Consider the following 21576-nt stretch of genomic DNA (forward strand, 5'->3'; position numbering starts at 1 on the left):
CGCAGAACGGAAGACCATGGCAGACACACGGGAATTCGACCTAGTGCTCTTCGGCGCGACGGGTTTCGTCGGCAAGCTGACCGCGGAATATCTCACCGAGGCCGCGCCGGAATCCGCGCGCATCGCGCTGGCGGGACGATCGCTGGACAAGTTGACCGCCGTACGCGACGACCTCGGCTCGACGGCCGCGAACTGGGGTCTGGTGGTGGCCGACTCGACAGACCAGAGCGCGCTCGACGAGCTGGCGGCGCGCACCAAAGTCGTGGTCACCACCGTCGGCCCGTACCTGCGCTACGGGATGCCGCTGGTGGCGGCGTGCGCGAAGGCAGGAACCCATTACGCCGACCTCACCGGCGAGCCGCTGTTCATCCGCGACGCCATCGACAACTATCACGAACAGGCCGTCGCCACGGGCGCGAAGATCGTGAATTCCTGCGGCTACGACTCGATTCCGTCCGATCTGAGCGTGTATCAGCTCTACCGCCGCACGGTCGAGGACAACACCGGTGAGCTCGTCGACGTCACGCTGGTGGCTTCGCTCAAGGGCGGCGTCAGCGGCGGCACCATCGATTCCGGCCGCGCCATGATGGAGGCGATCGCCGCCGACCCGGCCAAGGGCAAGGTGATGTCGCACCCGTACTCGCTGAGCCCGGACAGGTCGATGGATCCCGACGTCGGCCGCCAGTCCGATCAGGCGCTGTCGCGGGCGAGCTCGATCGACCCCAGCCTGGACGGATGGGTCAGCACGTTCGTCATGGCCGCGCACAACACCAAGATCGTGCGCCGCAGCAACGGCCTGCTCGGCTGGGTGTACGGCAAGAACTTCCGCTACCGCGAAGTGATGAGCGCGGGGAAGTCCCGGGTGGCGCCGCTGGTAGCGGCGGGCATGGCGGGCGGCATCGTGGCGGGCATGACCGCGGGGGCGCTGTTGTCGCGGGCATCGGCGGGTCGCAAGCTGCTCGATCGCGTGCTGCCCAAGCCGGGCACCGGACCGAGCGAGCAGGCCCGCAAGAGCGGCTGGTTCAGCATGAAGACGTTCGCGCACACCACCTCGGGCGCGAAGTACGTGGCCACCTTCTCCGGCACCGGCGACCCGGGATACCAGGCCACCGCCGTACTGCTCGGCGAGAGCGGTCTGTGCCTGGCGTTCGACACGGAGAAGCAACCCGAACTCGCGGGCATTCTCACCCCGGCCGCGGCGATGGGCGACGCCCTCACCGAGCGACTGCGCGCGGCGGGCATGACGATCACCGTCGACCGCGCCTGAGGGACGCGCTCCGGTGAATCTCGCACGCAAGACGATGAATGCCCCCGCGCTCGCCGCGGTGTACGAACGCGCATGGCGGCCGGCGCTGTTCTATCTCGCCAGTGGGCGGACGACCGCGTCCGACCGCCGTGACGCGGTCACCGCCCTGCGGCTCGGCGGCGCGCAGAAGGTGCTCGACATCGCCTGCGGACCGGGCAATTTCACCAGATACCTGAGTGAGGCGCTGTCCGGCGAGGGCTATGCGATCGGCGTGGACTACTCGGAGCCGATGCTGGCGCGCGCCGTCGCGGACAACGCCGGACCGCGCGTCGGGTATCTCCGCGGCGACGCGCGCAGGCTGCCGTTCGCGGACGGAACCTTCGACGCGGTCTGCTGTTTCGGCGCGCTCTACCTCATTCCGGACCCACTCGTCGCCGCTCGCGAGATGATTCGCGTTCTCGCTCCCGGTGGCCGGATCGCCATCACCACCAGCCACCGGGCGGCCAACCCCATCGGTGAGATGAGCCGCGTGGTCGGCGGTTTGAGCGGGCTGCGGGTGTTCGGCGCCCGGACCTTTCCCGCCCTGTTCGCCGAGGAGGGTTTGGTGGAGATCGACCAGCGGGTCCATCGCCTGCTCCAGTACGTCAGCGCGACGAAGCCCGCGCACTAGACCTCCGCGGTGACGGCCCGGATCAGGAACTCGAGCTTGTCCACGGTCCGATCGAGCGGAAGGGTGCTGCGCTCCACCCGGCACATCGCCACCGTGCCCTCGACCGCGGCGACGATCAGGGTGGCGGTCCGCTCGGCGTCGGCCTCGCTCGCGCCGTGGTCGCGCAACGACCGCGTCAGCAGACCGGTCCAGTTCTCGAACGCGGCCGCGGCGGCCCGCTGCGGCTCGTCGTCGTCCCCCGGGCCCTCGATCGCGACCGCGAGCACCGGGCAGCCGGCTTGGAAATCATTGTCCGCCAGAATCTTTCGCCACATGTCGACGAACGACCGCAATCCCGCGACCGGCCCGGCGGGCAGCCCTTGCGCGAGTTTGCGGGCGGCCAGCGCATCGGCGAAGCGCACGGCTTCGGCCGCCAGCTGCGCTTTGCCGCCGGGGAAGTAGTGGTAGGTGGATCCCAGCGGAGCCTGGGCGTGCTTGGCCAGTTCCCGCACGCTGGTCGCGTTCAGACCGCGGCGGCGGATCATGTCGGCCGCGCCTGCCACCATTCGATCCCGCGCCTGCGGCGTTTCGGCCACCTTTCTCCTCCCATGTTCATGACGACTGTCATAGCCTATCGCGCGCAGGCGTGCGCGCGGCCGTGCGCGGTGGAGCGTGACCCGCCACGCGCGGTCAGCCGATGTCCTGCAATACCCGGCGCTGCGGGTCACCGGTATCGCAGCCGGTTCCGACGACCAACGCGGTGACGGCGGGCGGGTGCGGGCCGTTGAGCAGGATGAGCACCGCGTCGCCGCCCTGGAACGCGATGTCGGCCGAGCCGAGGACGGTGCGGTCGAGCCCGTTCGCGTGGACACAGCGTTGCAGCGCTTCGGGGTCGGAGAGGGAGCCGCTGACGGCGTGGCGGCCCAGCGCGCCGAGGGCCATGGTGGCGGTGACTTCGTCATTTCCGATGGCGGGTCGCGCGGTGGGGGCTGGGCGGTCACGGCCGTCCATCGTCGAGACGGCCGAGCCGGCTGCGGCAAGGGCGACGATCGCCGCGGCTGCCGCGGCGAACCAGCGCGCCCTGGCGCGGCGATGCTCGTCGACAGCGACCGAGGGAGCCGTGCCGCGTTGGGAATATCCGATATCGAGCCGGGCCTCGCCCGCCCGCCCGCGCGCGATCGCGTGGACCGTGGTGTCCTGGGGTGATCGGAGCGCTTCGATGAATTCGGTCAGCCGGGCGGTGACGTCCTCGGGCATGGAGTGGATGACGCGTTCCTCCCGGCTCAGTGCACCCAATTCCGCGCTGATCTCATCCAGCCCGCGCAGATACCGCACCGCCTGCGGATCACGCGAGACGATCGGCCACAACTGCTCGCGCTGCGCGGCCGTCACATTGCCGGCATGCAGATCGGCCAGCAACCCCGGCGGGAACGGAGGCTGCGGCACCGTCCGGATCGCCATCGCACCTCCGTTGTTCGCGTCCGACATCGCACCGATCCCCTCACCCCCAGGCCCGCCTGTGCATCGTTCAAAAGGTCGTCACTGTTATTGGACGCATCCCGACTGCTCTCGGTTCCCCGGATCGCCGAGAAAATCCAATTGCTTTTTCAACCACTGCCGCGTATGGACGCACCGGCTTCGATCGTCCCATCGGGCACGGCGAGCAACCGCCCGCAAGCCGCTGTAAATAGCTCGGGGACAACGGATCTGTCACGCTCCCGGCGAATGCCAGCTAGCCTCACTCCACAAGATCGCGTATTCCAGCCAGAGGACCCCGCCATGAACAGTCCCCTACCCACGCCCGCGTCCGCCCGAGGAGAGGCCACCGGGGATCTGCTCGCGGGAAGGACCGCCGTTGTCACCGGGGCGAGCCGTGGCATCGGCCTGGCGATCGCGATCAGGTTCGCGTCGGAGGGGGCGAACGTCGCGATGATCGCCCGCACCCAGGAGCCGCACCCCAAGCTGCCCGGCACCATCCACACGGCCGCCGCGGAAGCGGAGGCCGCGGGTGGCGCGGTACTGCCGCTGGTGGCGGATGTCCGCGACGACAAGGCGATGGCGGAGGCGGTCGATCGGATCGCCGAGCGCTTCGGCGGCATCGACATCCTGGTCAACAACGCGGGTTCGGTCGATCTCACCGGCGCCGAGCAGATCGGCATGCAGCGCTACGACCACATGCAAGCCGTCAATCTCCGCGCGCCGTTCCTGCTGTCCAAGCTGGCGCTGCCGCATCTGCGCGCCGCGGCGACGGCCGGGCGGAATCCACATATCCTCGCCCTCTCCCCGCCGCTCAACATGAACCCCGAGCACGTGGGCAACGGCGTGGCCTACACCGTCTCCAAATACGGTGTCAGCATCGCCACCGTCGGTCTGGCACACGAGTTCCGGCCCTACGGCATCGCCGTGAACTCCCTGTGGCCGCGCACGAAGATCGACACCGCCGCGGTCCGCAATCTGCTCGGCGGCGCGGAAGCCGTCGCCGCGTCCCGCAACCCGTTCATCTGCGCGGACGCCGCTTTGCTGATCGTGACCAGCCCCGTCGCGACCTACACCGGCCGGCTCCTCCTCGACGAGGATGTCCTCGCTTCCCATGGCCGCACCGACCTGGACCACTACCGAGTCGTACCGGGCTCCGGCGCGCTCGCCAACGACCTTTTCATCGACGCGTAGAACACAACCGCGGAGATAGCCGAAGCACGCACCGCACTGACTTTTCGGCCTCGAGATCAGCTTGTTCCGCAGGCGTCGGCAGGAACCGCCGCGACCCACGGTGCGCGTAAGGCGATCCGCCGCGGTGGTGGCTCGCCGATGTCACGGCGCGGACGGGGCGGTCCCGAGATCGACCATGCGGTGCAGGATCGCGGGCGCCAAGGCCAATTCGAATTCGGTTCCGCTGCTTTCGAACACGAAGGCCAGGAAGTCGTCGCGCGGTACCGGGGCCAAGCGGACCGAGCACTGCTCCCCCACGACCACCCAGCCGCCGACGGTCAACTGATCGGACATCGCCCCTCCCACCCTTCGATACTTCCGACAAGTGGACTATGCCAGTTGCGGCACAGGGGTGTCAACGGCGGAAATCGGTCGCTGACCTGGCCGGATACTCGTGCTCCATGATCAGGCGGCCGGGCGGGTGGACGCTCTGGCGGTACTCCAGCGCGACGCCTCGGACGTCCAGACCGATGCGGTGCACGACCAGCACCGCCGCCGGATGCGGGAGCGCGAGACGGCGGCGTTCGTCATCCGTGGCCAGCCGGGCGCCGACGCTCTCGCGCACGACTGCGGCGGCGCGGCCGATCACGGCCTCCAGATACCGCACGACTCCGCCCGGCACGGGCACCGTCCCGTGCGCCAGCGTGGCGGCCGCGGCGAATTCACCGGGATACCAGCATGCGACCAGCCGAACCGCCCCGGAGCCGTTCTCGTACAACAGCTTCACACTGATCACCGGACTCGCCGTTGGGAGACCGAGCGATTCGGTGACCTCCTGCGGTCCTTCCACCATTTCAGCTCCCAGCACGGTCACCGAATCGGGCTGGGACGCGGACGATCCGTATCGGGGCGCGCTCTCGCGCATCAGCGCCGAGCGTTCGGCCACGTAGGTGCCCGACCCACGACGTGACGTGACGATTCCCTGCTGCCGCAGCGTGTTCAGCGCCTTGGCGGCGGTGGGCCGGGCGACCTTCCAGCGGACGGCGAGTTCGCGCTCGGACGGCACCTCGGCGCCGGGAGCCAACTCCCCACGCTCGATCAGATCCCGCAGATGCCCCGAGATCTGCAGATACTTCGGGACTACGCCATCGATTCCGGCCACCGGTCGCCTTCCCCACACCGCCCCTCGGACCGCTGGTCAGTGTAACAACGGCGGAGACGGGCGCAGAGGCCTTCACACAAGCCCGTACCGAGGCGGTCCGCCGCGCTGAACCGCCCGGTAAAGTGCGAATCCAGTACAGCGCGGTACGAACAGGACCGAGCGGAAGGGGGCTTCCACGTGGCGGTACCCGATACCGGACAGGGGACGGCGCGCGAGCTGTACGCGGCGGCCATCGGCGCGGGCGGGAGCGAAAGGTTCGAGCTGGACACGGCGGTCGCGGAGAATCTCGCCGCCGCGTGCGACCAACTGGTCGACGATCTGGGCCGCGCGATGGCGGGCGAACACCTCGTCACCGAGGTGACCGGCTTCCCCGATCTGCCGACCGGGCACGGCCTCACCCGCGGGTTCTCCGCCAAGGGAAGGCAATACCTGGACACCCTGGCCGCGTTCCAGGAAACGGCGCTGCTGTTCAAGGCCGCGTATCTCGCCGCGGCCAATCGGCTGGCCGACGCCGAGGCGGCGAATCAGGCCGCACTGCGGCTGGTCGCCGACTATCTGGAGCCCCGTTGAGCGCGCACCCGCGCGCCGGGACCGACTGAGGGGGACGACGGATGGCAGACTCCACGGCACGCGCCGCCGCCGACGGCATCCGGCAGGAACTGGCCGGATTCACCGACGACGCAACCGATCCCGCCTACGCGCCGGATCGGGAACTGTTCGGCGCCTACACCCACCAGCAGATCTGGGAGCTGGTGCACGAAGCGCTCGATCCGGCGGCATTGGGCCGGATCGCCGCGGCATGGCAGGCCAACGCGACCGCGGTGGCCGAAGCGTTCCAAGCCTTCTCCGATGCCACCAACCGGGAATTCGCGCGCTGGTCGGGCCGGGCAGCCGACGCCGCGGTGAGCGCGACCAGGCAGTTCGTCCGCGCGGGCGGGGATACGCACGACGTGTGCCGGGCGGTCGCTCGGCTGATGGAGTTGAATAGCGATGCCGCGCAGACGGTCCGGGGCGCGATCGCGCCGCCGCAGCGGTATCGGCCGCTGGCGGACCCGGCCGCAGAAGCGGTTTACGGTGGAAAACGTAGGATGGAACACGATAGTGCGGCGGCAGACATCGAAGCGGATGTCCGGGACACGATGACTTACGTCTACACCCCGACGATGCCCGCCACCGGCGACCGCGTTCCCCGATTCCCCCGGCCGCAGGAAGGTTCGGCGGCCGACAACGCACCCGGCGATCCGGATTCCGCGCGCGGAGGCGGCGCACGGTGAAATGGGTGCTCACCCCGGACGAGTTCACGCATGTCTGGACGAACGAAACGAGCCTGGACCGTAGGCCCTACCCGGTCAACATAGTCCCTTCGGCCACCGCGCGGACCGAGTCGGAGTACCACGCCCTCCATCTGCCGCAGCGCTTCGCCCGCCAAGCCGATCCTGATCTCGCCGCCGCGCTGGTGCTCTGCGCGCGCAACGACGCGACCACCATCACCGTCTCGGGCGAGCGTTCGGCGCTCTCGCGCAACGGCAGCGGGTCCGAGACCGAACGGATCCTCGCGTTCGCCGCGGTGGTGCACAACCACGCGGGCATCCTGGTCGCCACACCGGACCGGGTGACCGTACAGATGTGCCACGCCCGTGCCGTGGGCGAACGCTTGGTGCAGATCATCGGCTCGGCGCGACCGGGCAAGCTCGCCCCGATGCGGGAGCCGCAGGACGCGGTGCTGAATCCGGATCGCACCGAGCCGTTCGTCACCAACGGTCATCGCGGCGCGGCGAAGTTCCGCCAAACCCTGCGTAAGCCGGTGGACGGGCGTGGCTTCATCACCGTCACGGTGGAGCCGGAGAACCCGATGTCCCCGCCCACCCGCCATCGCACCTGGCTGGACTTCACCGGCGACGGTCGCTACTTGCTCACCACCGCGCACGATCTCATCCTCACCCCGGTGGCGGACGAGGAATTCGCCACCCAGTTACTGCGGCTCGCGCAAGTGTGACGTGGCCGAACCGCCACGCGGTTAGGTTGGAGCCATGCCGAAATTGTGGACGGTGCCGCCCACCGAGGCCATGCGAGCCGATGGCTTGCGCGTAGCCGAGCTGGACACCTCCGGGACGCCGGGGTTCACCGGCGGCAAGAAGGCGGGCGTGCCCTTGCTCGCCGAACGCGCCCAGGTGCTGTCGGATCTGCAGGAGAAGCTGTACGCCAACGGCCGGGCCGGCGGCGACCGGCGCAACGTGCTGCTGATCCTGCAAGGCATGGACACAGCGGGCAAGGGCGGCATCGTCCGGCACGTCATCGGATCGGTCGATCCGCAGGGCGTGGACCACGCCGCGTTCGGGGTGCCGACGCCGGAGGAGAGCCGCCATCACTATCTGTGGCGCATCCGGAAGGCACTGCCGCGCGCGGGTCAGCTCGGTGTGTTCGATCGCTCGCATTACGAGGACGTGCTCGTGGTGCGGGTACACAATCTGGTGCCGCCGACGGTGTGGGAGCCGCGCTACGACGAGATCAACGCGTTCGAGCAGGAATTGGTGGACGAGGGCACCTCGCTGGTGAAGGTGGCCATGTTCGTCTCGCTCGACGAACAGAAGCGGCGTCTGGCCGAGCGGCTGGAACGCACGGACAAATTCTGGAAGTTCAACCCGTCCGACATCGACGAGCGCGCGTTCTGGCCCGCTTACCAGGACGCGTACCAGGCGGTGCTGGACCGCACGTCCACCGAGTACGCGCCCTGGCATGTCGTGCCCGCCGACCGCAAGTGGTTCTCCCGCCTCGCCGTCACCGAGTTGCTGATCGCGGCCCTCGAGCGGCTCGACCTCGACTGGCCCCCGGCGACCTTCGACGTCGAACAGCAGAAGCGGCGGCTGGCGCGGGCATAACGTCAGCGGACCAGCGGCCTGACCTCCTCCGCCACGAAGCGGATGAACGCGGCCGGGTCGGTGTCGTCGGCGGTGGTCTGCAGGACGACCGTGTCGGCGCCCGCCTCGGCCAGCCGCGTGACGGCTCCGGCGACCGCGTGCGCGTCACCGGCGACGCCCGCGCCGGGCGCGTGCTCCGGCGTCCGTTCGGCGGCCAGGCGAGCCTCGGCGTCCGGACCGGTCACCGCGAGTAGATTCGCGATCACCTCGTGCCGGTCGGTGCGGCCCGCGGCGGCGCGACCCGCATCGATCAGCGTGCGGGCGGCGCGTACGCCGTCGGCGTCGGTGACGGAATCGAGCAGGGTGCCGTCGGCGTGCTCGCCGGACAGCCGGATCGACCGTGGGCCGCGCGCGCCCGCGTAGATCTTCGGCGCTCGAGCGGGCGGCCAGTCCAGCGCGACGGCGTCGAGGTGCACGTAGCGCCCCGAGGTGGTGACCCGCTCACCGGCCAGTAGCGCGCGCAGCGCGGACAGGTGCTCGCCGAGCAGGGTCACCGGCGACTCCACGCGTGCGCCGACTTGCCCCATCCAGCTCTGGACGCCGTGCCCGACACCGAGGATCAGCCTGTCGGGGAACAGCCGATGCAGCGTCGCCGCTTCCATGGCGGTGAGCGCGACGTTGCGCAACGGTACGGGCAACAGCCCGATGCCGACGCGCAGCCGTTCGGTCCAGGCCAGCGCGGCTGCGGCGGTGGCGATCCCGCTTTCCAGAAAGCAGTCCTCCCACAGCCACAATTCCTCCAGCCCCGTCGTCTCGGCCACGCGGGTCGCCTCGCGGAGCAGTTCGGGGGGATTTTGCGGGCGGAACACAACACCGAGAACAGTCATCCCACCATTCATACCGCCTGCCCCCGGCCGTATCGGCGCCTTCCGAAGCGCCGCTACGCCCTGTTTTACGGAATCTCTCAGGTAGGCCGACGATGATGGCGGCTGTGGGCCGATCACGCGGGGAGATGGTCGGCGGATCTACGATCGTGGCGGCAGAAACCGTCCGGCGAGCGAAAGGCGTGGTGAGCGCACGGTGAGCAAGAACCAGGGTGGGAAGTCGAACCCGCTGCTGGCGGCGGAACGCGCCGACCGCAACCGCAAGATCTTGATCCAGGTGGGCGTCGCCGCCGTGCTCGTCGCGCTGATCGCGGCGATCGGCATCGGCATCGCGGTGAAGAAGGCGCACAAGGACGATCCCGGCCCCGCTCCGTCCATCGCCGCCACCGGCACCGCGAATGCGGGCCCCGTACCCGCCTCGATCACCGATAACGGCGCCGTCCGCGTCGGCAAGCCGGACGCGAAGGTCACCGTGCGGGTCGTCGCCGACCTCCAGTGCCCCGCGTGCAAGGCCTTCGAGGCGGCCAATGGACAGGTGCTCGAGGAAGCGGTGGCCAACGGCACCGCGGTGGTCGAGTACAACATCATCGCCTTCCTGGACAAGGCGTCCACCACGCGCTACTCCTCGCGCGCGGCCAACGCCGCCTACTGCGTCGCGGAGGCCGACCCGTCGAAGTACCAGGCCTGGCTGAAGACGATGTTCGCCCAGCAGCCCCCGGAGGGCGGCGCGGGCCTGACCGACGATCAGCTGGTCCAGATCGCCAAGAGCGCCGGTTACACCGACGACGCGATCGCCCAGTGCATCACCGACCACAAGTACGACAAGTACGTCCAGGCCCGCACCAAGGAAGTGCTGGACAGCGGTATCCAGTCGACCCCGTCGGTGTTCGTCAACGGCAAGAAGGTCGAGTCCAGCCAGCAGGTCTTCGGCGCAGGCGGTCTCGCACCCGTGATCAGCGCCGCCGCGGGCCAGTGATCACCGCGGGGCCCCGGGCCGCGTGGGTCCTGTTGATCGGTGGGCTGGCCGGCTGGCTGGCCGCCGTGGCGCTGACCGTGGAACGGTTCAAGCTGTTCACCGATCCCGGCTACACGCCGTCGTGCAGCATCAACCCGATCCTGTCCTGCGGGTCGGTGATGGTGACCGATCAGGCCGCGGTTTTCGGGTTCCCGAACCCGCTGATCGGCATCGTCGGGTTCACGGTCGTCGTCACGCTCGGCGTGCTGTCGGTAGCCGGGGTCGGCTTCCCGCGCTGGGTCTGGGGCGGGCTGTGGCTGGGCACCCTGCTCGGGGTCGGCTTCATCTGCTGGCTGATCTTCCAGAGCCTGTACCGGATCAACGCGCTGTGCCCGTACTGCATGGTGGTGTGGGCGATCATCACGCCGCTGCTCGCGGTGTGCACCGATCAGCTGTGGGGGCGCTCGCGCGGTCCGCTGGGGGTGCTCGCCGAGTGGCGCTGGACGATCGTCGCGCTGTTCTACGCGGTCGTGCTGCTGCTGGTGTTCCTGCGCTTCCAGGACTACTGGCTGTCGCTGGTCTGATCCGGATCAGTTCGGCGGCCCCGCGACCAGCGCCACCGGCACCGTGCGCGCGCCGCCCGCGCCGGTGACGCCCAATCGGACGGTCTCGTTGGGCTTGCGCCTGTTCAGCGCGATGCGCAGCGACTGCGCGTTGCTGACGGTGTGGTCGTCGAGCGAGGTGATCACGTCCCCGGCGGCCAGACCGGCGGTATAGGCGGGCATGCCGTAGATCGCCATGTCCACACGCGCTCCGGTACCGGCCGGAAGCGCGTTGGAGACGAGCACGCCGAGCGTGGCCGTTGGGCCGATGTGCACGGTGTCGGTCGGGGTACCGGAGCGAATCTGCTGGACCACTCGCATCGCGGCATCGATCGGCACCGCGTAGCCGTTGGCCGGGTGGTCGGCCGTGCGCGCCCCGTCGCCCGACGCCGCCGCGATGACGCCGACGACGGACGCCTTGTGATCGACCAGGGCTCCGCCGGACTGTCCCGGCGTGACCGCCGCCGCGACCTCGAGCATCCCGTTGAGCGCCTTGCGCGACAGATCGGCGGCGTTGATCGCCACGATCGCGCTGTCCAGGTCGGTGAGCGGGCCGTGCACCGCGGTGGGCGTGCCGCCGGTCCCGCCCGCGTTGCCGATCGCCAAGAGCTCCTCACGCAGCCGCAATCCGGCCGAACTGCCGATGGTCGCGGTCGGCAGCGCGTTGGCCGCGGCCAAGTCCAGCAGGGCGATGTCGGCGTCGGCGTCGTAGCCGAGCACCGCCGCGTCGTAGACCTTGCCGTTGCCCACGTCGGTGACGGTCACGGTGTCCGCGCCCTTGACCACGTGGTGGCTGGTGAGCACCTCGCCGTCGGCGGTGAGGACGATGCCGGAGCCCGCGGCACCTGGCCCGGATCGCTCGGCAGAGGCGTTGATGTTGACCAGCGCCGGGCGCACCACCGCGGTGACGAGTCCCGCGTCGAGCGGCTCGGGCGGGACGAACGCGACCGAGGCCGCCGTCCCGGCGGGGCCGGGCCGGTCGCGGTCCGGGAGATCGCCGCGATACCCGAGGAACGCGGCGACCACGAGCATGAGGGTGACGACCAGCACGAACACCCGGCCACCACCGGGCGCGCGACGCGCCCCGATCCACTGCTGCCGTTTTTCGTCCATGGCTCTCCCGCCTCGGCCGAACCTCCCGAATCCATTGTCGCCGGTGCGCGCCGCCGAAGATCATCGAACCGTGCAGCCCGCCGGAAAAATAGCTCGTGAGCGTGCCTTTTCCGTGTCACAGTTGGCAACCGCACCCATGCGACGGTAGGCATGTCCTCATGAGTACTGCCGCCGCCTATGCCCTGTCCACCGCCGATGGCTCGTTCGAGAAGGTCACGATCCACCGCAGGGACCTGGGTCCACGCGACGTGCTGATCGACATCAAGTTCGCGGGCATCTGCCACTCCGACATCCACACCGCCCGCAACGAGTGGGGCAGAACCCGCTACCCCTGCGTGCCGGGCCACGAGATCGCGGGCGTGGTCGCCGCGGTCGGATCCGCGGTCACCAAGCACCGGGTCGGCGACCGCGTCGGCGTCGGCTGCATGGTCGATTCCTGTGGGGTCTGCGCGCCCTGTCTCGCCGACGAGGAGCAGTACTGCACCGCGGGCGCGACCATGACCTACAACACCCCGGTCGATCCGGCGGTGGAGCCCGGCGGCCACACCCTCGGCGGGTACGCCACGCAGATCGTGGTGACCGAGAACTTCGTGGTCGCCATCCCCGAAGGGATCGGCCTGGACGTCGCGGCGCCACTGCTGTGCGCGGGCGTCACGCTGTACTCGCCGCTGCGGCACTGGGGCGCTGGGCCGGCCAAGAAGGTCGCGATCATCGGCATGGGCGGACTCGGCCACGTCGGGGTCAAACTCGCGGCCGCGATGGGCGCCGAGGTCACGGTGCTGAGCCACTCGCTGAGCAAACAGGACGACGGCAAGCTCTTCGGGGCCACCAACTACTACGCGACCAGCGACAAACAGACCTTCCGCGAGTTGCGCGGCCGGTTCGACCTGATCCTCAACACGGTGTCGGCGAACCTGCCCATGGACGACTATCTGCGCCTGTTGAACCTGGACGGCACCCTGGTGGTCCTCGGCCTGCCCGAGAAGCCCCTGAGCGTCAAGGCGCTCAACCTCGCCGGGTACCGCCGCTCCCTGGCGGGTTCGATGATCGGCGGCATCGCGCAGACCCAGGAGATGCTGAACTTCTGCGCCGAGCACGGCATCGGCGCCGAGATCGAGCTGATCGCCGCCGACGAGATCGACGGCGCCTACGACCGGGTGGTGGCCAGCGACGTGCGCTACCGGTTCGTCATCGACGTCTCCACCATGTGAGCCCGCTCGCTCCACCGGTGCGGCCGCGCGGTGTCGTGCGCGAACCGGTCGTCGCGTGGGTACCTTGGCCTTGTGCCTGCGGAGGACGAAGACGAGACGCCACAACCGGCCATCGCCGCAAGCGGCATGCCGCCGTGGCTGCCGCGCGCGTTCCTGCTCGCCGCGGCGACGGTCACCGGGTTGCTGGCGGCCTTCTGGGTGCTCGAGCGACTGCGGAGTCTGCTGACGATTCTGCTCGTCTCGCTGTTTCTCGCCTTCGCGATCGAACCGGCGGTGAACTGGCTGGCGCGGCGCGGCATGCGGCGTGGTCCGGCGACCGGATTGGTGTTCCTCGTCCTGACCGCACTCGTCGTCGGCTTCTTCTGGACGCTCGGAGCGCTGCTGGTCGAGCAGGTCACCACGTTGGTGCAGCACGCCCCCGAATACGCCGACCGCGGCGTGGACTGGATCAATCACACCTTCCACAAGGACCTGTCCAGTACGGACATCCAGAAGTACGCCACCGACTGGAGCTCGACCCTGGAGGGCTACCTCACCGGATTGGCGGGCAACGTCTGGGGCATCGGCACGGCCGCGATCGGCGCGCTCTTCCAGATCCTCGGCATCCTGCTGTTCACGTACTACTTCGCCGCCGACGGCCCCCGGATCCGCACCGCCGTCTGCTCGCTCCTGCCGCCGCGCCGCCAGCGGCATGTGTTGCGCGCCTGGGACATCGCGGTGGACAAGACCGGCGGCTACATCTACTCGCGCGCACTGCTCGCGCTCGCTTCGACACTCGCGCACTACGTCATGCTGCGGCTGCTGGACGTGCCGTCGGCGTTCGCCCTCGCGCTGTGGGTCGGTGTGGTCTCGCAGTTCATCCCCACGGTCGGCACGTATCTCGCCGGTGCGCTTCCGGTGATCGTCGGTCTGGTGCACGGGCCGAGCACGGCGCTGTGGATCCTCGGCTTCATCGTGCTCTACCAGCAGTTCGAGAACTACGTGCTGCAACCGCGCATCACCGCGACCACCCTGGACATGCACCCCGCCGTGGCCTTCGGCGCGGTGCTGGCGGGCGCGGCGCTGCTCGGCGCCACGGGCGCGTTGCTCGCCATTCCGGTCACCGCGACGGTGCAGGCGTTCTCCGGCGCCTACATCCGCCGCTATGACGTCCCGGCCGACGTAGAGGCCGACATCGATCGCCGGACCGGCTCACCCAAGCGCCGCCGGAAGTTCGCCAGGAAGTTGACCATTCGCCTGGCCGACCGTCACGAGCCGCCCGCGGAGTGAGACCGCGACCGGAGCCGATCGCGGGCGTCGCCGGCCTGTCGAGTTCGTACCCGCCCCATCCCGCTTGCGTCGTGGCATCTGCACTGGCAGGCCATCGGAGGGAACCGGCGACGGCGCGTGGCTAGGCGGCGCGAACGGCGGCCAACGTCCGGGTCAGCGCCTGGCTCACCGCGCCCAGCTGCGACCGGCTGTGCCGTGCGGTGTCGTACTCCACCTGGATGGTCATCCGGTCGCCGACCGTGAACACCGTCAGCTTCGGCGGCATGCCCACCGTCATGGCGAAGACGTCGTTGCGGACGATACGCAGTCCCGGTGGGGTCGAGAACGCGGGCAGGCGACCGATATTGGAGATGGCGAAGGTGTTCGGCGAGGAGAACAGCGCGGCGGTCACCGGGTCGGTGACCCGCTGGGCGGCGAGCATCACCAGCAGTGCTTCTCTGCGCTCGACCGAGGCGCGCATGCCCGACGCCACCGTATGCGCCAGCGCGATCGGATCGGCTTCCGGTTCTACGAGCGCGTAGGTGCCCACTCCCGACACGCAGTTCAGCACGGTGCTCGCGGGCAGCCGCGGCACGAGTTCCGCGCGCACGTCGACCGCGTGACCGCAGATCATCGGCAGCGCTCCCGCCGACGGCTCCAGCTCCGCGCGGAAGGCGGCGAGCGCCGCTCCGGTGACCAAGCTGTTCACCGAGACACCGTGGAGGCGGGCGGCGGCGATCACCGCGGCGGTCTCGCTCTCGTCCAGTTCGATCCGGTCCAGGGTCAACCGGTTCGGCCGGTGCGCGCCGTCGCCGAGCTCGGGCAGGTGCCGTGGCGCGAGATCCGGGCTCATCATGGCCACGCCCGCGCTCATCAGGTCGAGCAGGCCCGCGACCTCCTCGTCGGAGACGATCCGCGCCAGGCCGGTGTCCATTGCCTCGGGCAAGCGTTGATCCGGATTCGCCTGTGGCGCAGGCGCGCCCGTCACCTGCGCGGTGTAGCGCTCCCACAGCTCGGCGAGCAGCGCGAAAGCGGATCTGCCGTCGGCGATTCCGTGGTGGATGACCAGCACGATCCGATCGTGGTCGCCGTCGCGCAGGAGATGCGCGTGGAACAACCCGCCGGTCCAGTCCTGGGGGGTGTTCACCAATTCCAGGTACTCCGGCTCGCCGCCCTCGGTGATCGTCAAGCGCGGCCGATAGGACTCGTCGCGCCGGAAGCATTTCGCGCCTTCGGCGTCGATCACCTGGCTGCGCAGTAGTGGGTGCGCGGCCGCCAGTTCGGCGAGGACGCGGCGCAGCGCGGACACGTCGAGGACGCCTTGCACGGTCGAACCGATGAACAGCGGCATGCCACCCACCGGGATGCTGCCGATTCTGGTGTCGGAGCCGAAGTAGCTGCTTTCGAAGGGGGACAGGGGGCGGTGATCGGTCATCATCTCGTTCCTTCTCGTGCGGACGCACCCCACCATACGTACGTTTCAAACGCTTGTCACATACTTCTGTTTGAAACGTACGTTATAAACGCACGTATGGCCCCTTGCTAAGGTGCTGGAGTGGGAACCCGCGAAGACCTGCTCGCCGCGGCCAAGCAATGCTTGGCCGAGCGCGGCTACGCACGCACGACCGTGCGCGAGATAGTCGCCGCCTCCGGCAGCAACCTGGCCGCGATCAACTATCACTTCGGCACCCGGGACAAGCTGCTCAACCAGGCGATGATCGAATCGAGCGCGGAGGCGGTGCAGCGAATCGCCGAGGCATTGCCGCAGGACGACCTCGTTACGCCCGCGGCGCGCCTGGAAGTCTTCTGGCGCAAGCTCATCGCGTCGTTCACCGAGGACCGGCCGCTCTGGTCGGCGAATATCGAAGGCCTCGCGCAGGCGCTGCACTCCCCCGAGGTACGCGCGGAGCTGGCGACCGCGGAGGAACACGCGCGCCAGCAGCTCTGGCAGTTGTTCGGCCCGAGCCGCGGCGCGGAGGCCGACCGCGCCGTGGGCGCGGTGCTGCACGCGTTGATCGGCGGTCTCATGGCCCAGTGGCTGGTCGATCCCGACCACGCGCCGTCGCCCGACGAGCTGATCGCCGGATTGCGCACGTTGGCCACCGAGATCGGCCCCGACTGAACCGTCTCGCACCGGGCCTATCCCACGCCACGGGTAGCCATGAATCGCGCGCCGATGTAGAACTCTCGGAAAAGGATCCGCACCACTCGGTGCCGAGGCTGGAATGGGAACAATGCTGAAGCGGCCGCCGGACCTGGCCTTCGACCTCGGCAAGATGCACCGCAGGCGCAACGACGTGGCGGCCGCGCGCGAGGCGTTCCAGATCGCGATCGCCTCCGGCCATCCGAACTGGGCGCCGCTGGCCGCCGCGGAGCTGGGCGGACTGCTGAGCGCGGCGGGTGACAAACCGGCCGCGGAAGGCGCCTACCACGTCGCGGTCGATTCCGGCCATGAGGACGCCGGGCCGCGCGCGGCCTACAACCTGGGCCTGCTGCTGGCCGAGCGCGGCGACACGGCGGCAGCCGAGGCGATGTACGAGCGCGCCGCCGAATCCGGCCATCCCGACGCGGCGCCGCGGGCGTGGATCAATCTCGGCTACTCGCGCGCCAAGCGCGGGGACTCGGATTCGGCGCGCACGGCCTACCAGCACGCGATCGACGCGGGCCCCGGCGACATCGCCCGGCTCGCCTTGTCCAACCTGGCCTACCTTCTGCGCTCCGAGGACGATCTGGACGGCGTGAAGGCCGCCTACCGCGCCGTCATCGACGGCTGGCCGGAGGATCAGTCGCTCATCGTCGCGGGCGATCTCGTCCAGCATCTGAGCGAGGCGGGCGATCTGCCGGGGGCCAGGGAGGTGAGCCGGTCCCTGGCCGGTTCGGACGATCCCGCGGTGGCCGCGCGGGCCAGTTTCGATATCGGGGTGTTCAGCGAACAACTCGGCGAGCCGGACGTGGCGCTGGCGGCCTTCCAGCGCGCACTCGATTCGACGGACGCGGAAGCTCGCGTCCGGGCGGCGGCCGCGCTCGCGCCGATCTACCACGAACGCGCGGCGACCGTGCTGCGCGAGACGGACTGGGCCGGGCTGGCGCACGCCCACGGATCCGCGAGCGATGCCCCCGCCATGCTCGCCGACCTGATCAGCGCGGCTGTCGAGGACCAGGCGCGCGGCATCGTCTTCCTGTACTCCGCGGTGCTGCACCAGGGTTCGATCTACTCGGTCACCGCGCCCGCCGCCGAAGTCGTGCTCGGCGCCCTGCTGCACGAGCGCACCGACGTGACCTATGTCCGCGCCTGGCTGCGCGATCCGCAACCGCTGCGCTTGGAGCTGCTCAACTGGTTGCACGAGGTGATCGCCACCGCGGCATGGCAATCCGCCGCCGAGGACGACGCCGAGCTCGCCCCGGCCGACCGTACCGCCGCAGCGGCCTGCTTGGCACTGCTGCCGCGCGTGCGGGCCGCCACTGCTGCCGCGCTGGCGATGGCCGAGGTCGAAGCGGTGGCCAATGCCGCGACCGAGGTGCTCGCGACGCTCAGCGCGCTGCCTGCCGTCAACGAGTGATCGCGCGCAGCACTGCCGTGACCGACTGTTCGGCGAGTTCATCGGTCAGCGGTAAGTGTCCGAACAACGCCCGGTAATAGATCGGCGCGGCGACCGCGTCCAGCACGAAATCCGGATCGATGCCCGGGTCCACTTCGCCGCGCGCGATGGCCGAGCGCAACGCCGTCGCCGTGGTCCGCCGCCGCGGTTCGAAGACCGTGGCCAGGAAGTGGGCGCGCAACCGCTCGTCACCCGCCAGGTCCGCGACCAGCGCGGGCAACACCCGGTGCAGCGACGTATCACGCAGTGCCGCGACCAGATCCCGCATGGCGCGGTTCAGGTCGGCGCGCAGGTCGCCGGTGTCCGGGGTCGGTCGCAAGCCGAGCATTTCGGCGACGACGTCGACCACCAGGTGCCGCTTCGACGGCCATCTGCGGTAGATCGCGGGACGGTGCAGACCCGCACGGGCCGCGACCTGCCCGATGGACAGGTCCGCGTATCCCACCTCGTCGAGCAGTTCCCGCGCGGCGGCGAGCACCGCGGCGTCGATGCGGTCGTCGCGGGTTCGTCCCGCCATCAGAAGACCGGTCGCGGCATCAGCACGACGCGCCAACCGTCCGGATCGGGAAAGGTCAAGCCGCCGTTGGCCGCCCAGAACGGATTCTCGGCGGGCACCGGCTCGACGCCGAACTCACCGAGCCGCTGCGCCACGTCGTACATGTGCGACTCGCTTGTGAAGTAGAGCACCAACAGGTTCTCCCGGCTCGGCGCATCGCCGGGGCTGCCGTCCACATGCGTGGTGAATTCCAGGTGGTATCCGGCCCCGGGCAATCCGAGCATCACGCCGTCGTAGCCCGCGTGGTCGCGGAATCGGTAGAGCTCGCGCAGGCCGAGCCCGTCGACGTAGAACCGCACCACTTCCTCGAGCCGGTCGGTCGGGCGGGCGATCCTGACCTGCGCGACGCGCAGTGACTCCGGCCAGCCGTTGTCGGTGTCCATAGTTCAACGATACAGTACGAACTGTACTGAAATATGTCTCGGAAAACACCGAGGGCCGCCCCCGTTCGATCGAACGAAGACGGCCCTCGGCGCGTTCCGCCTCAGCTCACTCGGCGGACTCCACCCGTCTGCGGATGCGGCGCGCCGCCGCGACCAAGTTGCGCAGCGACGGCTCGAGCTGCCAGTAGTGCCTGGTCTTCAGGCCGCCGTCCGGATTCGCCCACAACCGCTGCGGCGTCACCGCTTCGGCTGCCGCCGTGAGCAATTCGTCCAGCTCGTCGATGTCCGGGATACGCGCGGACCGGCTCTCGTACACGCCGGGGCCGACGCCGTGGCTGAGCCCATGCCCCGAGCCGCAGTCCTCCTTCAACGCACGCAGCACCCATTCGATCGAGCGCGTCGCGACGATGGCGGTGACGTCGGCGTCGAGTTCTTCGATCGCCTCGACCACCTCGGCGCGGCCGGAATACCCGATGTGCGTGTGGATCTGCGTTTCCGCCTGCACCCCCGAGGTGGCCAGACGAAACGCGCCGATCGCCCAGCGCAGGTACTCGGCGCGCCCCTCCGGGCGCAGCGGCAGCATCTCCCGGATCGCGGGCTCGTCGACCTGGATGATCGCGATGCCCGCCTTCTCCAGGTCCACCACTTCGTCGCGGATGGCCAGCGCCACCTGGTCGGCAGTCTCGTGCAGCGGCTGGTCCTGCCGGACGAACGAGCGGGCGATCATGGTGACCGGCCCGGTCACCATGCCCTTGACCGGCCGGTCGGTGAGCGACTGCGCGTAGGTGATCCACTCCACCGACATCGGCGCCGGGCGCGACACGTCGCCGTAGATGATCGGCGGCCGCACACAGCGCGATCCGTACACCTGCACCCAGCCGAAGCGGGTGGTCGCGAAACCGTCGAGCAGCTCGGCGAAATACTGGATCATGTCGTTGCGCTCGTGCTCGCCGTGCACCAGCACGTCCAGGCCGATGTCCTCCTGCAACCGGATCGTCGCCTCGATCTCGGCTTCGATCCGCTTGCGGTACTCCTCGTAGGACAACCTGCCCTCGCCGAGCTCGTAGCGCGCCTGGCGAATCCGGGCGGTCTGCGGAAAGGAGCCGAGCGTGGTCGCAGGCACCGGAGGCAGGTTCAGCTTGCGCTGCTGGGCTTCCCGGCGCACCTCGTAGGGCTCCCGCGAGCGCATGTCCGAGGTGATCGCGTAGACCCGTTGCCGCACCGCGTGCTTCTGCTTGAAGTGCACCTCGGTCGGCCGCTTGCGCCACTTGTCCGACGGGCCTTCGGTGAGCGCCTTGGCGAGCGAGACCACCTCGCCCACCTTCTGTTTCGCGAACGCGAGCCGATCGGCGACATGCCCCTCGATGTCGTATTCGACCAGCAGGTCGTAGGGCACGTGCAGCAGCGTGGTCCCGGTCGAGACGACCAGGTCCGGGCACACCTGCGCCAGTTCGTTCAGGTATTCCAGCGTGACGTAGCGGTCGGCGCGCCACACGTTGCGGCCGCTGATCACGCCCGCGTACAAGCGCTTGCGGCGGATGCCGGGCACCTCGGCCAGATCCTCCGGGCGCATCCGGTGACTGGCGAGGTCGAGGCCGATCGCCTCGATGTTCGTGCTCGCGAGAATGGCCAGCGCCTCACCGAAATCGCCGTACTGTCCGGTGACCAGGATGCGCGGACGCAGCGGGGCCCTGCCCAACCGGTGATAGGCCGATTCGAACGCGGCCAGTTCCGCGGGCGTGCGCTCGCTGGTGAACGCGGGCTCGTCCAGCTGCACACAGGTGGCGCCGCGCTTGGCGAGGATCTCGAACAGTTCCTCGTAGACCGGCAGCAGCTTGTCCAGCAGGCTCAGCGTGTCGAATCCGCCCGACTCGCCGGGGATGTGCCCGGCCTTGGACAGCAGCAGCAGCGACACCGGTCCGAGGACCACCGGCCGCAGTTCGATGTCGACCGCCTTCGCGCGGTCGAATTCGTCGAGCAGCGCCTCGGGGTGCAGCGAGAACTCGGTGTCGGCGTCCATTTCCGGCTGGCGGTAGTGGTAGTTCGTACCCAGGAACCGGACCAGCTCGAGCGGCGGCAGGTCCGGACGGCCGCGCGCCATCAGAAAGTAGAAGTCCAGCGGATGCAGGCCCTCGCGATACGGCTCGAACCGCTTGGGCACCGCACCGAACAACAGCGCGTTGTCGAGCACGTGATCGTAGAACGAGAAGGTATTGCCCGGCACCTGGGTCAGTCCGGTAGCGGCCAGCTCGTTGAACTGGGTCTCCTGGATCTCACGGCCGACCGCGAGCAACTTCTCTCGGTCGAGCGAACCGTGCCAGTAGGCCTCCAGGGCCCGCTTGAGTTCGCGGTGCGGCCCGATCCTGGGATAGCCGAGGATGCTCGACCCGTAGCCGTCGGTCACGTTCACCATGAGCGGGATACCTTCTTTCGATCACCTGCGCGGCCCTTGCCGGGATCG

23 protein-coding genes are annotated in these 21576 nt (G+C 69.4%); 13 read left to right on the forward strand and 10 right to left on the reverse strand.

Features of this window, described 5'->3' with window-relative positions; genetic code table 11:
• Positions 1-16 precede the first annotated feature (16 nt).
• Both ACWESM_RS26000 and ACWESM_RS26005 read left to right on the forward strand, forming a co-directional pair.
• Positions 17-1267 (forward strand): saccharopine dehydrogenase family protein, encoded by a 1251-nt coding sequence (locus tag ACWESM_RS26000; protein ID WP_397279658.1) that lies wholly within the window; start codon positions 17-19, stop codon positions 1265-1267.
• Positions 1268-1280: 13 nt separating this feature from the next.
• Entirely contained in the window at positions 1281-1916 is a 636-nt protein-coding gene (locus ACWESM_RS26005; RefSeq protein WP_364424360.1) for a class I SAM-dependent methyltransferase, read from the forward strand.
• On the opposite strand, the gene ACWESM_RS26010 is transcribed toward ACWESM_RS26005, so the two are convergent.
• On the reverse strand, positions 1913-2461 hold the full coding sequence (locus ACWESM_RS26010; RefSeq protein WP_397279689.1) for a TetR/AcrR family transcriptional regulator: 549 nt from the start codon (positions 2459-2461) through the stop codon (positions 1913-1915). The genes ACWESM_RS26005 and ACWESM_RS26010 overlap by 4 nt on opposite strands.
• 124 nt (positions 2462-2585) lie before the next feature.
• Complete coding sequence (locus ACWESM_RS26015) at positions 2586-3356, reverse strand: hypothetical protein (RefSeq protein ID WP_452493978.1); 771 nt, start codon at positions 3354-3356, stop codon at positions 2586-2588.
• Between the two features lie 318 nt (positions 3357-3674).
• Between ACWESM_RS26015 and ACWESM_RS26020 the strand changes: the two genes are divergently transcribed.
• Positions 3675-4565 (forward strand): SDR family oxidoreductase, encoded by an 891-nt coding sequence (locus ACWESM_RS26020; protein ID WP_452493979.1) that lies wholly within the window; start codon positions 3675-3677, stop codon positions 4563-4565.
• Positions 4566-4706: 141 nt separating this feature from the next.
• Here ACWESM_RS26020 and ACWESM_RS26025 read toward each other — a convergent pair whose 3' ends face one another.
• Positions 4707-4898 (reverse strand): hypothetical protein, encoded by a 192-nt coding sequence (locus tag ACWESM_RS26025; RefSeq protein WP_356962625.1) that lies wholly within the window; start codon positions 4896-4898, stop codon positions 4707-4709.
• Between the two features lie 61 nt (positions 4899-4959).
• The gene (locus tag ACWESM_RS26030) at positions 4960-5706 is read right to left on the reverse strand and encodes a GntR family transcriptional regulator (protein ID WP_452493981.1); all 747 of its coding nucleotides are present in this window, start codon (positions 5704-5706) and stop codon (positions 4960-4962) included.
• 177 nt (positions 5707-5883) lie between these two features.
• On the opposite strand from ACWESM_RS26030, the gene ACWESM_RS26035 reads away from it, so the two are divergent.
• The 4 genes from ACWESM_RS26035 to ACWESM_RS26050 are packed head-to-tail and all read left to right on the forward strand — an operon-like array spanning position 5884 to position 8585.
• Entirely contained in the window at positions 5884-6276 is a 393-nt protein-coding gene (locus ACWESM_RS26035; protein WP_355071864.1) for a hypothetical protein, read from the forward strand.
• Between the two features lie 41 nt (positions 6277-6317).
• A complete protein-coding gene (locus tag ACWESM_RS26040) occupies positions 6318-6980 on the forward strand; it encodes a hypothetical protein (RefSeq protein ID WP_355071862.1) in 663 nt (220 codons plus the stop codon).
• Positions 6977-7702, forward strand: coding sequence for an ESX secretion-associated protein EspG (locus ACWESM_RS26045; RefSeq protein WP_452493983.1), 726 nt, complete (start codon positions 6977-6979; stop codon positions 7700-7702). Before ACWESM_RS26040 ends, ACWESM_RS26045 begins: the two co-directional genes overlap by 4 nt.
• Positions 7703-7736: 34 nt before the next feature.
• Positions 7737-8585 carry a polyphosphate kinase 2 family protein gene (locus ACWESM_RS26050; RefSeq protein ID WP_355071859.1) on the forward strand — a complete coding sequence of 283 codons (849 nt, stop codon included), beginning with the start codon at positions 7737-7739 and terminating at the stop codon, positions 8583-8585.
• A 2-nt stretch (positions 8586-8587) separates the two neighbouring features.
• Here the strand turns inward: ACWESM_RS26050 and ACWESM_RS26055 are convergent, their stop codons facing one another.
• The gene (locus ACWESM_RS26055; protein ID WP_452493986.1) at positions 8588-9451 is read right to left on the reverse strand and encodes an LLM class flavin-dependent oxidoreductase; all 864 of its coding nucleotides are present in this window, start codon (positions 9449-9451) and stop codon (positions 8588-8590) included.
• 193 nt (positions 9452-9644) lie between these two features.
• Here ACWESM_RS26055 and ACWESM_RS26060 point away from each other — a divergent pair, with 193 nt between their 5' ends.
• Positions 9645-10424, forward strand: coding sequence for a DsbA family protein (locus ACWESM_RS26060; RefSeq protein WP_356962631.1), 780 nt, complete (start codon positions 9645-9647; stop codon positions 10422-10424).
• Positions 10421-10987, forward strand: a complete 567-nt coding sequence (locus tag ACWESM_RS26065; protein ID WP_355071856.1) for a vitamin K epoxide reductase family protein — start codon at positions 10421-10423, stop codon at positions 10985-10987. Before ACWESM_RS26060 ends, ACWESM_RS26065 begins: the two co-directional genes overlap by 4 nt.
• A 6-nt stretch (positions 10988-10993) precedes the next feature.
• Here ACWESM_RS26065 and ACWESM_RS26070 read toward each other — a convergent pair whose 3' ends face one another.
• Entirely contained in the window at positions 10994-12118 is a 1125-nt protein-coding gene (locus ACWESM_RS26070; protein ID WP_364424376.1) for a S1C family serine protease, read from the reverse strand.
• Positions 12119-12276: 158 nt separating this feature from the next.
• Between ACWESM_RS26070 and ACWESM_RS26075 the strand changes: the two genes are divergently transcribed.
• On the forward strand, positions 12277-13329 hold the full coding sequence (locus ACWESM_RS26075) for an NAD(P)-dependent alcohol dehydrogenase (RefSeq protein ID WP_364424378.1): 1053 nt from the start codon (positions 12277-12279) through the stop codon (positions 13327-13329).
• 72 nt (positions 13330-13401) lie between these two features.
• Positions 13402-14598 (forward strand): AI-2E family transporter, encoded by a 1197-nt coding sequence (locus tag ACWESM_RS26080; protein WP_364424380.1) that lies wholly within the window; start codon positions 13402-13404, stop codon positions 14596-14598.
• Positions 14599-14719: 121 nt separating this feature from the next.
• On the opposite strand, the gene ACWESM_RS26085 is transcribed toward ACWESM_RS26080, so the two are convergent.
• Positions 14720-16015, reverse strand: coding sequence for a phthiocerol/phthiodiolone dimycocerosyl transferase family protein (locus tag ACWESM_RS26085; RefSeq protein ID WP_452493988.1), 1296 nt, complete (start codon positions 16013-16015; stop codon positions 14720-14722).
• A gap of 117 nt (positions 16016-16132) precedes the next feature.
• Between ACWESM_RS26085 and ACWESM_RS26090 the strand changes: the two genes are divergently transcribed.
• Both ACWESM_RS26090 and ACWESM_RS26095 read left to right on the forward strand, forming a co-directional pair.
• Positions 16133-16699 carry a TetR/AcrR family transcriptional regulator gene (locus ACWESM_RS26090; protein WP_364424384.1) on the forward strand — a complete coding sequence of 189 codons (567 nt, stop codon included), beginning with the start codon at positions 16133-16135 and terminating at the stop codon, positions 16697-16699.
• A gap of 112 nt (positions 16700-16811) precedes the next feature.
• Entirely contained in the window at positions 16812-18137 is a 1326-nt protein-coding gene (locus ACWESM_RS26095; RefSeq protein ID WP_364424386.1) for a tetratricopeptide repeat protein, read from the forward strand.
• Here ACWESM_RS26095 and ACWESM_RS26100 read toward each other — a convergent pair.
• The 3 genes from ACWESM_RS26100 to metE form a co-directional block, all read right to left on the reverse strand.
• Positions 18127-18693, reverse strand: coding sequence for a TetR/AcrR family transcriptional regulator (locus ACWESM_RS26100; RefSeq protein ID WP_355071845.1), 567 nt, complete (start codon positions 18691-18693; stop codon positions 18127-18129). The two genes, ACWESM_RS26095 and ACWESM_RS26100, sit on opposite strands and share 11 nt — an antisense overlap.
• On the reverse strand, positions 18693-19115 hold the full coding sequence (locus ACWESM_RS26105) for a VOC family protein (protein WP_364424389.1): 423 nt from the start codon (positions 19113-19115) through the stop codon (positions 18693-18695). Before ACWESM_RS26105 ends, ACWESM_RS26100 begins: the two co-directional genes overlap by 1 nt.
• Before the next feature lie 106 nt (positions 19116-19221).
• Positions 19222-21528 carry a 5-methyltetrahydropteroyltriglutamate--homocysteine S-methyltransferase gene (metE, locus tag ACWESM_RS26110; RefSeq protein WP_355071842.1) on the reverse strand — a complete coding sequence of 769 codons (2307 nt, stop codon included), beginning with the start codon at positions 21526-21528 and terminating at the stop codon, positions 19222-19224.
• Positions 21529-21576 lie beyond the last annotated feature (48 nt).

It is taken from the genome of Nocardia sp. NPDC003999 (assembly GCF_053604885.1).

What these genes read in the sequence shown, in the direction of transcription:
- ACWESM_RS26000 (WP_397279658.1), top strand. Translation starts at nt 17, where the DNA reads ATGGCAGACACACGGGAATTCGACCTAGTGCTCTTCGGCGCGACGGGT.
- ACWESM_RS26010 (WP_397279689.1), bottom strand. Translation starts at nt 2,461, where the DNA reads ATGGTGGCAGGCGCGGCCGACATGATCCGCCGCCGCGGTCTGAACGCG.
- ACWESM_RS26015 (WP_452493978.1), bottom strand. Translation starts at nt 3,356, where the DNA reads ATGGCGATCCGGACGGTGCCGCAGCCTCCGTTCCCGCCGGGGTTGCTG.
- ACWESM_RS26020 (WP_452493979.1), top strand. Translation starts at nt 3,675, where the DNA reads ATGAACAGTCCCCTACCCACGCCCGCGTCCGCCCGAGGAGAGGCCACC.
- ACWESM_RS26025 (WP_356962625.1), bottom strand. Translation starts at nt 4,898, where the DNA reads ATGTCCGATCAGTTGACCGTCGGCGGCTGGGTGGTCGTGGGGGAGCAG.
- ACWESM_RS26040 (WP_355071862.1), top strand. Translation starts at nt 6,318, where the DNA reads ATGGCAGACTCCACGGCACGCGCCGCCGCCGACGGCATCCGGCAGGAA.
- ACWESM_RS26050 (WP_355071859.1), top strand. Translation starts at nt 7,737, where the DNA reads ATGCCGAAATTGTGGACGGTGCCGCCCACCGAGGCCATGCGAGCCGAT.
- ACWESM_RS26055 (WP_452493986.1), bottom strand. Translation starts at nt 9,451, where the DNA reads ATGACTGTTCTCGGTGTTGTGTTCCGCCCGCAAAATCCCCCCGAACTG.
- ACWESM_RS26070 (WP_364424376.1), bottom strand. Translation starts at nt 12,118, where the DNA reads ATGGACGAAAAACGGCAGCAGTGGATCGGGGCGCGTCGCGCGCCCGGT.
- ACWESM_RS26075 (WP_364424378.1), top strand. Translation starts at nt 12,277, where the DNA reads ATGAGTACTGCCGCCGCCTATGCCCTGTCCACCGCCGATGGCTCGTTC.
- ACWESM_RS26085 (WP_452493988.1), bottom strand. Translation starts at nt 16,015, where the DNA reads ATGATGACCGATCACCGCCCCCTGTCCCCCTTCGAAAGCAGCTACTTC.
- ACWESM_RS26095 (WP_364424386.1), top strand. Translation starts at nt 16,812, where the DNA reads ATGCTGAAGCGGCCGCCGGACCTGGCCTTCGACCTCGGCAAGATGCAC.
- ACWESM_RS26100 (WP_355071845.1), bottom strand. Translation starts at nt 18,693, where the DNA reads ATGGCGGGACGAACCCGCGACGACCGCATCGACGCCGCGGTGCTCGCC.
- ACWESM_RS26105 (WP_364424389.1), bottom strand. Translation starts at nt 19,115, where the DNA reads ATGGACACCGACAACGGCTGGCCGGAGTCACTGCGCGTCGCGCAGGTC.
- metE (WP_355071842.1), bottom strand. Translation starts at nt 21,528, where the DNA reads ATGGTGAACGTGACCGACGGCTACGGGTCGAGCATCCTCGGCTATCCC.